At 63.8% G+C, this 8,672-nt stretch carries 6 protein-coding genes; 5 read left to right on the top strand and 1 reads right to left on the bottom strand.

The window, feature by feature from the left end:
- The first annotated feature begins 108 nt into the window (after positions 1 to 108).
- The 4 genes from RO069_RS19650 to RO069_RS19635 all read left to right on the top strand — a co-directional run bounded on the left by RO069_RS19650 (position 109) and on the right by RO069_RS19635 (position 5,874).
- Positions 109 to 1,074, top strand: coding sequence for a tRNA dihydrouridine synthase (locus RO069_RS19650; protein WP_328189761.1), 966 nt, complete (start codon positions 109 to 111; stop codon positions 1,072 to 1,074).
- A gap of 152 nt (positions 1,075 to 1,226) precedes the next feature.
- Complete coding sequence (locus RO069_RS19645) at positions 1,227 to 2,558, top strand: acetyl-CoA C-acetyltransferase (protein ID WP_328189760.1); 1,332 nt, start codon at positions 1,227 to 1,229, stop codon at positions 2,556 to 2,558.
- Between the two features lie 53 nt (positions 2,559 to 2,611).
- On the top strand, positions 2,612 to 4,744 hold the full coding sequence (locus RO069_RS19640) for a 3-hydroxyacyl-CoA dehydrogenase NAD-binding domain-containing protein (protein ID WP_328189759.1): 2,133 nt from the start codon (positions 2,612 to 2,614) through the stop codon (positions 4,742 to 4,744).
- Between the two features lie 110 nt (positions 4,745 to 4,854).
- Positions 4,855 to 5,874, top strand: a complete 1,020-nt coding sequence (locus tag RO069_RS19635; RefSeq protein WP_442915398.1) for an MBL fold metallo-hydrolase — start codon at positions 4,855 to 4,857, stop codon at positions 5,872 to 5,874.
- Between the two features lie 25 nt (positions 5,875 to 5,899).
- On the opposite strand, the gene RO069_RS19630 is transcribed toward RO069_RS19635, so the two are convergent.
- Positions 5,900 to 6,859: an AraC family transcriptional regulator gene (locus RO069_RS19630; RefSeq protein WP_328189758.1), complete on the bottom strand. Its 960-nt coding sequence runs from the start codon at positions 6,857 to 6,859 to the stop codon at positions 5,900 to 5,902.
- Between the two features lie 536 nt (positions 6,860 to 7,395).
- Here RO069_RS19630 and RO069_RS19625 point away from each other — a divergent pair.
- Entirely contained in the window at positions 7,396 to 8,580 is a 1,185-nt protein-coding gene (locus RO069_RS19625) for an efflux RND transporter periplasmic adaptor subunit (protein WP_328189757.1), read from the top strand.
- The last annotated feature ends 92 nt before the right edge of the window (positions 8,581 to 8,672 follow it).

Raw genomic sequence — 8,672 nt, 5'->3', positions numbered from 1 at the left:
CCCGGCGCCCCTCGGGGCGCCGGTTTTCCCGCCTGTTCACTCTCCCCGAATTGCCTTACAATCCGTTCCCGTTCAATGCCTGACCATCACCCCCTATCGGGAGCATCCATGCGAATCATTCTGGCCCCCATGGAAGGCCTGGTTGACGCCCCCATCCGGGAAACCCTGACTGGAGTCGGAGGGATCGACCGTAGTGTGACCGAGTTTATCCGGGTTACCCATGGCATGCTGCCGCCACGTATTTTCTACAAGTACGCCCCGGAACTGCACCACGGCTGCGTGACCCGGGCGGGCACGCCGGTGGCCATCCAGTTGCTGGGCTCCAACCCGGAAATGATGGGCCGGCACGGTGTTCGCGCCGTGGAGCTGGGGGCAGGGCAGGTGGACATCAACTTTGGCTGCCCCGCCAAGACCGTCAACAAGCACAAGGGTGGTTGCGTGCTGATGCGCGAACCCGAGTTGATGCACAACATCACCGCCGCCGTCCGCCGGGCCGTGCCGGCGCACATCCCGGTTACCGCCAAGATGCGCCTGGGTTATGACGACCGTTCCATGGGCATCGCCTGTGGCCAGGCCCTGCAGGACGCGGGCGCCGCCGAACTGGTCATCCACGCCCGCAGCAAGGTTGATGGCTACAAGCCACCGGCGTACTGGGAGGAAGTCGCCCGGGTGAGGGAAGTACTCGATATCCCGGTCATCGCCAACGGTGAAATCTGGACCGTGGACCAGTACTGGCGCTGCCGGGACATCTCCGGTTGTGACGATGTCATGATCGGCCGTGGCCTGATTGCCCGCCCGGACCTGGCTCGCCGGATCCGGGCCAGCCAGGCAGGGGAGCAGGTGGCATCCATGACCTGGCCCGAAGCTGTCGCGCTGATCGAGGATTACGCCGCCGCCCTGCAGACCCGCCTTGAGGACCGCTTTGTCACCGGTCGGATCAAACAGTGGCTCAATTACCTGCGCCTGGGGTTCACCGAAGCCGAGCAGTTGTGGCCCCGGGCCCGTAAGTTGCGGGATGTCGCCCCCATGCTGGCCTGCCTTGGCACGTCCGGTAGTGACCGCAAGGTTGCCTGATCCTTCCCTGTCCTTATCGTAACCTTCCCCGAAGCTCTGGTTGTTATTGAGGTTTTGCCGTAACCCCCGCCCCGGCGCCCTTGAAGTCAGGGCGAGCCGGGTCAAGGGTGGTTGGTAGACAACTCCCTTGTCCAGCCGACGGAGGCAAGCCGATGACGACCAACGCGGTAACATCACGCTCCAATCCAGATTCCTCTCCCGAGCATCGCAAGGTCTATCTCGTTGATGGCGCCAGGACGCCATTCCTGAAAGCCAGGGGCCGACCAGGGCCTTTCTCGCCGGTGGATCTGGCGGTGCAGTGCGGGCGCCCCCTGCTGATGCGCCAGACCGTCCCCGCCGACGCCTACGACCAGGTCATCCTGGGGTGTGTGAATGTGGTGCCGTCGGAAATGAACCCGGCCCGGGTGGCGGCCCTGAGGTTGGGCATGGGGGAAGCCATGCCCGCTTTCACGGTACAGATCAATTGCGGTTCGGGGATGCAGTCCCTGGACACCGCCTACAAGTACATTCGCGAAGGCAGTTCCGACCTCATCCTGGCCGGGGGCACCGAAGCCCTCAGTCACGCCCCCATGGTGCTGGGGCGGGATGCCGTGGACTGGCTGGCCGACCTCAACAGCGCCTCGTCCCCCCAGGATTACGCCCGGCAGGTGGCGGATTTCTCGCCCACCGACTTCAAGCCCCAGATCAGCCTGGAAAAGGGCCTGACCGACCCGGTGGTGGGCCTGAGCATGGGCCAGACCGCCGAAGTGCTGGCCCAGCAGTTCAACATCAGCCGGGAGGCCGCCGACCGGTACGCCGTCACCAGCCACCAGCGACTGGCCAGAGCCGTGGACGAGGGCTGGCTGGAGGACGAGGTGATTCCGGCAGTGGCATCCGACGGTACCCTGCACAAGCACGATGACGGGGTACGGCCCGACACCTCGCAGGACGCCCTGGCGGGCCTCAAGCCGGTATTCGAGCCGCCCTACGGCAAGGTCACCGCCGGCAACAGCTCCCAGGTCACCGATGGCGCCAGCTGGATGATCCTGGCTTCGGAAAAGGCCGTGGAAAAGTACGGCCTTGAACCCAGGGCGGTGATTGTGGACAGCGAATGGTCCGCACTGGACCCGAAGATCATGGGCCTGGGCCCGGTGCTCAGCGCCAGCGCCATCCTCAAACGCCATGGCAAGGGCCTGAACGACATGGACCTGTGGGAAATCAACGAGGCCTTTGCCGCCCAGGTGCTGGCCTGCCTGGAGGCCTGGGAGGACGAGGAATTTACCCGGACGGCCCTGGACCTGGACGAGCCCCTGGGCCGCCTGGATCGGGAACGGCTGAATGTGGACGGCGGCGCCGTGGCCATCGGCCATCCGGTCGGCACCAGTGGTAACCGTATCGTCCTGCACCTGATGAACGCCCTTCGCCGCAAGGGCCTGAAACAGGGTATGGCCACGGAATGCATCGGCGGCGGACAGTCCGGCGCCATGATGATTGAAGCCCTTTAGTTGCTGTTCCATTCGTTTTCCGGAAAGCCCCGCACGGGGCGAAGGAGGACACCATGACCGGTCACATTCTTCAGACACTGTCCACCCGTGAGATGGAACGGGGGCCGGCGCAGCCAACGGACAGAGCGGAATGGAGCCACTGGAGGCTCGTCCTGGACCAGCAGGGCGTTGCCTGGCTGACCTTCGACAAGCAGGATGCTTCTGCCAATGTGGTCTCCACGGAGGTGCTGGAAGAACTGGAATCCATTCTGGACCGTCTCGATCAGCAGCGCCCCGACGGCCTGGTGATCCGATCCGTCAAGGCCAGCGGTTTCTGCCTGGGCGCCGATATTGGCGAATTCAGTCAGTTGGAGTCCCGGAACGAGGCCGCTGAAAAGCTCGCCCGCGCCCACGACGTGGTCAATCGCCTGGAACAGGCTTCCTATACCACCGTGGCGGTGATCCATGGCGCCTGCCTGGGCGGTGGCCTGGAGCTGGCCCTGGCCTGTGACTACCGCCTGGCGATCCCCGGGGCCAAGCTTGGTTTCCCGGAAGTGAAGCTGGGGCTGCACCCCGGGCTCGGTGGAACTGCCCGGCTGACCCGCCTGATAGACCCCATGGAAGCCATGACCCTGATGCTCACCGGTAAGACGGTTCCCCACCAGAAAGCCCTGAAACTGGGTATCGTCGATCAGGTGCTGGAAGAGCGCCACGTCGCGGCGGCCGTTGCCGCCGCCGTGAACGGTGATATTGATCCGGCAGGCCATGGCCTGCGGGGCAGGGTGCTCAGCACCCGCCCGGCTCGGCAGTTGGAGACGAGGCAGATGCGGTCCAAAAGTGCCGAAAAGGCCCCGCCGGAACACTATCCGGCGCCGGAAGCCCTGATCCGCCTGTGGGAAAAGCATGGGGGGGACGACAACGCCATGCTCCGTGCGGAGGTGGACTCCTTTGCCCACCTGCTGATGACGGAAACCTCCCGCAACCTGGTGCGGGTCTTCTTCCTGCAGGAAAAAATGAAGGGCCTGACCCGTACTGGTGCGGAACCGGTCCGCCATGTCCACGTGGTGGGGGCCGGCGAAATGGGGGCGGACATCGCTGGCTGGTGCGCGTTCAATGGCCTGTCCGTCACCCTGTTCGATATGGAACCGGAAAAGGTGGCCAGGGCGGTCGGCAAGCTGTCGGACCTGTGCGACCGGAAACACCGCTCACCCGGCCAGCGCCGGGAGATTCTCGACCGTCTGATACCCGACTTCGGCAACAACGGGGTTGAACATGCGGATCTGGTGCTGGAGGCGGTTCCCGAGAAGGTGGACATCAAGCAGAAGGTCTACGAGGAGGCCGAGGCGCGGATGAAGGATTCCGCCATCCTGGCCACCAACACCTCCAGCATTCCCCTGGAAACCCTCCGGGACAAGCTGAAGGAGCCCGGCCGGCTGGTGGGGCTGCACTTCTTCAATCCGGTGGCCATGATGCCGCTGGTGGAGGTGGTGAACCATGACCGGGTCGACCAGGACCTGGTCAGCCGCGCCATGGCCTTTACCGGCCAGATTGATCGACTGCCGGCCCCGGTAACCACGGCTCCCGGGTTCCTCGTCAATCGTGTGCTCACTCCCTACCTGATGGAAGCCATGGTGATGCTGGACGAGGGCATCAGCGCCGAAACCATCGACCGGGAAGCGGAGAAGTTCGGCATGCCGGTGGGGCCGGTGGAACTCGCCGACCAGGTGGGACTGGATATCTGCCTGAGCGTGGCGACGATGCTCCGCGACCGGCTGGACACACCTATGCCACCTCCGCCGGCGTGGCTTGAAGAGCGGGTGGAAAACGGCGATCTGGGCCAGAAGACCGGCAAGGGCCTGTATCAGTGGAAAAAAGGCAAGGCGGACAAGAAGGACAAGGTGCCCAGCGCACCGAAGGACACCCTAGACCGCCTCCTGCTGCCCATGCTCAATGCCTGCCAGGCCTGTCTCCGGGAGGAGGTTATCGAGAACGGGGACCTGGCGGACGGCGCCATGATCTTCGGCACCGGCTTCGCCCCGTTCCGGGGTGGTCCCATGGCCTATGCCCACCGGCGGGGAGCCGCCGATATCCGCCGCACCCTCGATACCCTGGCGCAACGTTATGGTGACCGCTTCAGTCCCGACCCTGGCTGGCCCCGGGACGATACCGGTGAGACCGAAAGCGGCCCCAGGCAGGCGGCCAGCTGACCACCTGCCTTCGGTTGATGGAGAGCCATGAATGGGCACGGCAGATAGGCTATGGTGAAGGCAGTGGTGCAGGACCATCGCTGTGTCGTATAACCGGGAGTGGATACTGGATGTCTGCCATTGAGGAGGGCTTTGCAATGCGGGGTATGAAGGAAAGACTACGTTTGGCGGGGACGATCGTGCTGTCAGCATCGGCGATGATGATGGCCGCCGTCAGCCAGGCCAGCGACGGGGCGGTCAAGGTGACGCCCCTGGGCAGTCATGACGGCGAGTTCTGTGCCATGGACCGGGCACTGGTCTTCGAGGATCCCAACGGGACCCGCATCCTGTACGACGCGGGCCGTACGGTGGCGGGCGCCGATGATCCACGCCTGGGGAATATCGATGTGATCCTGGTGTCCCACATGCATGGGGATCACGTGGGAGACCGTCGCATTGCCGGAACCGGTAAGGGCTCCTGTGGCCGTCCCGAGGTGCCGGTGGCGACGTTACCGCAGTCCAATACCGTTGATATTGCCGTGGCCAAAGGGTCGACCATTGTCACCGGCAGTGAAATGCCCGCGTTCTTTGCCGCCAAACTGGAGAAGGCCGGTGGTGACGCTTCCAGATCTCAGCTGGTGCGGTTTGGCGCCGAACGGGAGGTCGGTGGCGTGGCCATCACCACGGTGCCGGCGGTGCATAGCAATGGCGTGGCCCCGTCCTTCCTGGAAGGGCCGCTGGCGGAACATCTGAAGGCAGCCGGTGTGACCGCCAGTGTTGGGCCGCCTACCGGCTACGTGCTCACCTTCAGCAACGGCCTGGTGGCCTACCTGTCCGGTGATACCGGCATTACCGCCGAGCAGAAACTGGTGGTGGGCGAGCATTACGGAGCCGGTCTGGCGGTGATGAACATTGGTGACACCTATACCACCGGGCCGGAGGAAGCGGCCTACGTGATCAACGACCTGATCAGGCCTAAATCGGTCATCGCGTCCCACGCCAACGAACCGGCCACTGAAAGTGGCAAGGTGCGTGATGGCACCCGTACCCGGCAGTTCATGGACGCTGTCGGGGTGCCAGTGCATGTGCCCCTGAGTGGCCGCACCATGGCCTTCGACCGTGACGCCAACTGTGTGTCTGGTTGCCAGTGACCATGGCCGTGGCCGCCGCTGACGGTCAGGCCGGCTCCGTGGCCTGTCCCTGCCCCCTGAGCTGGACAACGTCGGCCCGGGGCGGGGCACCGAACATGCGGCTGTACTCCCGGCTGAAATGGGACGGGCTCTCATAGCCGACCCGATAGCTGGCGGTGGCCGCCTCCAGGCCCTCTGCCAGCATCAGTCGCCTCGCCTCGTGCAGGCGGAGTTTCTTCTGGAACTGCAGGGGCGACATGCGGGTCACCTGCTTGAACGTGTGGTACAGGGTGGATTCGCTCATGTTGACGGTCCGGGCCAGCTCACGAACCCGTAAGGGCTGGTCGTAACCATCCTTTAATGCCGAGATGACCCGGGAAATCCGGTGTGCCTGGGAGTCGGTGGCGGCAAACTTGCGCATGCGCGGGCCCATTTCCCCCATCAGGCTCCGGTAGATGATCTCCCGACGGGCCAGGGGCGCGAGCACGGGAATGTCCGCCGGCGTATCCAGCAAGCGCAGCAGCCGATAGAGGGAATCCTGCATGGCCTCGTCCATCGGCGACATGCACAGGCCGCATTCCACTTCACTACAGATCTCGCCAGCATCATACCTGGGCACCTTGTCGCCCAGTTCCATCAGCAGGTCCGCCACTTCCTCCGGCGGTACGGTGAGTTTTGCCGCCAGGTAGGGGAGTTCGGGGGTGGCGTGCTCCACCTGCCCCAGTACCGGCAGGTGAACGGAGCTGGCCAGGTAGGTCAGGGGGGTGTACTCGATCCGACGGTCGCCGAACTCTATGGTCTTGGTGCCCTGGATGACGAAACACAGGGACGGTTCGTACACTGAAGACGCGCAACTGGTGGGCTGGTCGCTGCGGATCAGCTCCACGCCTTCGATGGCGGAATCCTGTATACCCTGCTGGTTGGTCCATTGGCTGACCACGCGGGCCAGTTGTTGCTGGGTAGTGCTGGTGGGACGGGTGGAAAATCCGGGCATGATGGCAGTCATTCGGCGCTCCTCCTTGTCGGCGGAAGTATAATCCTTCGCAGCCTGAATCGTACGTTTATTCAGGTACCCTTTGCAGGATCAGGCAATCAACGGACAGAAATCGGCAACCCGTTCCTCCCAGCCCGTCCCAGTCATCGACGGGCAAGTGAAATGTGAAACAGGACTGCAACCGTACCGTCACTATAGCGGTTTCTCCCCCCATTTAGCCCGGTTTTCGTTACTGGCAAGAGGCAGTTACAGAATCAGGCAATCTTCCGGCAGTAACCCGCTACCGCCACACTCCCTGTCGTCTCTATCTTAGATGATCCTCCGGAAGGGGTAATCGCCCTTGCCGGTTGAGGCCTTGATAGGCCATCGCTATGACAACCATGAAAAGAATCCAGAAGGCCATGGTTGACCTCAAGTTAACTTGAGGAAATAGATTGAATGTCGAATCACCCCCCAGCCAACCGACTTGTTGTTCGATCCAACCCGGATCATTCAGTGGACGGGAACGCCCAAAAGGCGGCCCGAAAGACATTGCGGAGCGAGGAACCATGGAAAGTCTGACAGAAAAGAACTTCAGCACAATCAGCCGGGCGCTGGCCCTGACTGTTCTGCTGGCAACCACGCTGGCCGGCTGTCGCGCCCAGAGCGAAGAGACCGCGGCGGCACCACCGCCACCGGAGGTGGATGTGGCCGAGGTGGTGATCCGCCCGGTAACCCTGTGGGAATCGTTTACCGGTCGTGTCGAAGCGGCGGAAACGGTGGACCTGCGACCCCGGGTCAGCGGCTATATCCAGGAAGTGGCCTTTGAGGAAGGGGAACTGGTGGAAGCCGGGGACCTGCTGTTCCAGATCGACCCACGCCCCTATGAGGCCAGGGCGCAAGCGGCCCGGGCGGATCTGGCCCAGGCCAGGAGCGGACTGGAGCTGGCCCGCAGCGAGGCCAGGCGCGCCAGCACCCTGCTGGAAAGCCGCGCCATCTCCCGGGAGGAGCACGACCAGCGCCAGGCGGCACTGATGAACGCCCGGGCGCGGGTCGATGCGGCAGAAGCCGCCCTGGATAGCGCTGAACTGGACCTGGAGTACACCCGGGTAACCGCACCGGTCAGCGGCCGCACCGGTCGCGCCCTGGTGACCCGGGGCAACCTGGCCAACGCCGACCAGACACTGTTGACCACGGTGGTGTCGGTGGACCCGGTGCACGTTTATTTCCAGGCGGATGAAAAGACCGCGTTCGAGAGCCGGCAACTGATGGCCAGCGGCCATGCCCAGGCCCTGCGTATCGCCCTTGATGGCGGGGATGGTGAGGCGTATCGGGGGCAGCTCGATTTCATCGACAACCGTCTGAACCCTGAAACCGGCACCCTGCAGTACCGGGCGGTACTGGACAATCCCGACGGTCTTATCCGGCCCGGCCAGTTTGCCCGGGTGGAAATGCCGGTGGCAGAGCTGGACCAGGCCCTGCTGGTGACTCGCAAGGCAGTGCTCACCGACCAGGACCGGCGGTATGTCTACGTGGTGGATGACAGCAACCTTACGGCGCGCCGGCAGGTCACCACCGGTCGCCAGGTGGATGACCTGCTGGTGATCCGTGACGGGCTCAACAGTGGTGACCGTGTCATCGTCAATGGCGTGCAGAAGGTCTTCGGTGCCGGTATGGAAGTGAACCCGCAACGGGTTGCCATGGAAGCACCGGACTCACCCCAGGACGACACCATCGCGGTGGTCCAGCCCTGACTCCGGCCCGGCCCTGAACCGGCCGGGTCGATTTCCGGCACATTGAATGATTAAAACAGGTGTCCCGGTCAGGGGCGCCACCCAGGAGTTAT

The sequence above is a fragment of the Marinobacter sp. OP 3.4 genome, from assembly GCF_036224885.1.
Classification (GTDB): domain Bacteria; phylum Pseudomonadota; class Gammaproteobacteria; order Pseudomonadales; family Oleiphilaceae; genus Marinobacter.
Note: the sequence above shows the minus strand (reverse complement) of the source record. Positions and strands in the feature narration are given on the sequence as shown.